This is a genomic window from Methylobacterium sp. GC_Met_3 (assembly GCF_026540775.1).
In the GTDB taxonomy this organism is placed as follows: Bacteria; Pseudomonadota; Alphaproteobacteria; order Rhizobiales; family Beijerinckiaceae; genus Methylobacterium.
The window spans coordinates 1-1,861 of record NZ_JALNUL010000139.1 but is presented as its reverse complement, the minus strand read 5'-3'; the positions used below and the strand labels follow the sequence as shown (position 1 = coordinate 1,861).

Genomic DNA, 1,861 nt, shown 5'->3' with positions numbered 1-1,861 from the left:
AGGCCGCTGGCATCGCCCAGGCTGAAAACAACGCAGCCCGCTATCAGTGAACCCGCCATCTCGAGGAAGGCCGGACCGCTCCCGAAAGCCTGCACCTCGTACCCGGCGGCCTGCAGCGTGCCGACGAGCCCATGCCGGGCGTCATCCTGGGGCGCGACCACATAGGCGCGCAGGCCCGTGTCGACGGTGACGTCCTGCGCGATCCCACCCGCTGACCGGCTCCGTCCGTCGTGACCTGGGATCGGGAAGAAGGTGTCGCGGATGCGGCGCACCGCTTGGTCGGAGGCACGCTGGATCCGGTACTCCAGCACGAGTGTCTCGCCAGCGCCGACGCGCTCGATCGCTTGCGCGGCGGCGTCGCGATCCTCGGGGTGAACGCTCGCCAGCCAGCGCGCGAGATCCGGCATATCTTCGGGACGCATACCCCAGATCTGCGCGAAAGCCGGGCTGAGGTAGTCAAGCTTTCCGCTCGCCAGATCGGCGAGCCAGAGCAGGTTGGCCGAATGCGCGGCGAAGCGTCGGAAGCGCTCCTCGCTCTCCCGCAGGGCCGCCTCGACCTGATGGCGTTCGGTGACGTCGAGGGAGACCGCAAGGCCACCCACGATGGCTCCCGTCCCATCGCGAAGGGCGCTGACGACGTTGCGCACCCATACGGTCGTACCGTCCGGCTGGAGGTAGCGCTTCTCGATCGTGAAGGATGTGCCTTCCGCCATGGCGCGCCGGTAGAGGGGTTCGTTGGATGTCCAGTCGTCCGGGTGGGTCAGCTGTTGCACGGTGCGGCCGAGCAGATCATCGCGTGGGCGCCCTAGGATCTCGCAATAGCGATCATTCACGAAGCTCATCCGATGGGCGATATCGACGACGACGATGCCGGCCTCGGCTTGCTCGGCCACGGCCCGGAAGCGCTCCTCGCTCGCACGCATTGCCACGTCCGCAACGCGCCGTTCGATCAGGTTTGCGGCGTGCCTGTGCTGCGCGATGATGATCGCCGCGGTCTGGGTCAGGAGGGCGGCGAATTCGCGATCGCGGGGCGTGGCCTCACGCGGCGCGCGGAAGTACACGGCGAAGGTGCCAACGATCCGACCCGCTGCGGTTTCTGCCGGGAACGACCAGACGGCCCGGAAACCGTGCTGTTCGGCCAACCAGAGCCATGGCTGCCAGCGTGGCTCCTTCTGCACGTCGACGGTGATGACCGGCTGGCCGGTGAAGACAGCCAGACCGCACGCGAGCGAGTCCGGCCCGATCTTGATGCCGCTCACGGCCACGGCATAGGGCTCGGGCATGCCGATGACGTGCTGCAGCCCGGTGCCGCCCGGATTGGTCAGGTAGACGGCGGAGCGAAGGCCGCTACCGGAAGGGAGCAGGCCGTGTCAACGAGGATGCCCAGGCACTCGGCCAGCAGCGCGCCGTTGATGGCAGCGTGAAAGGCTTCCCTTTGGGCCGAAAGCCATGCCGTATGCTCGACCAGACTGCCGAATACGTGGGCGCCGTCCGGCACTCGCAACAGGGTATCCGATATGTGAGCCATGGTCATCCGAGGCATAGCGAGCGGACAGCGGCGTGTTCCGAACGCCGGCGCGAATTGGATACGCGGACGCTCTACCTGAGATGGTATTTCTTAGTCCCCCTTACGAAGAGCGAATATAACTTAAGACAGAAACGTCTTGGCATCCTCGGTGACCTGGCGCTGCGCGTCGCTACAGCAGGCCGGAACCGAGTTGACGACCTGCGTCACGGACTGACCGAGCTTCAAACGTCCCGGGCCGCCGGACCCTGACGCATATCAGCGGGATCCGAGCGCCTGATCGACCATCGAACGCTCTGGATGTTCAGTGATTCTGTCCGACGCTGCGGCGATGCA

General features: G+C 66.1%; 1 protein-coding gene. It reads right to left on the bottom strand.

Going from position 1 to position 1,861, the window contains the following annotated elements; translation table 11 throughout:
• The coding region (locus OXS27_RS32130; protein WP_267361711.1) for a PAS domain S-box protein at positions 1 to 1,283 on the bottom strand (1,283 nt) is incomplete at its 3' end.
• Positions 1,284 to 1,861 lie beyond the last annotated feature (578 nt).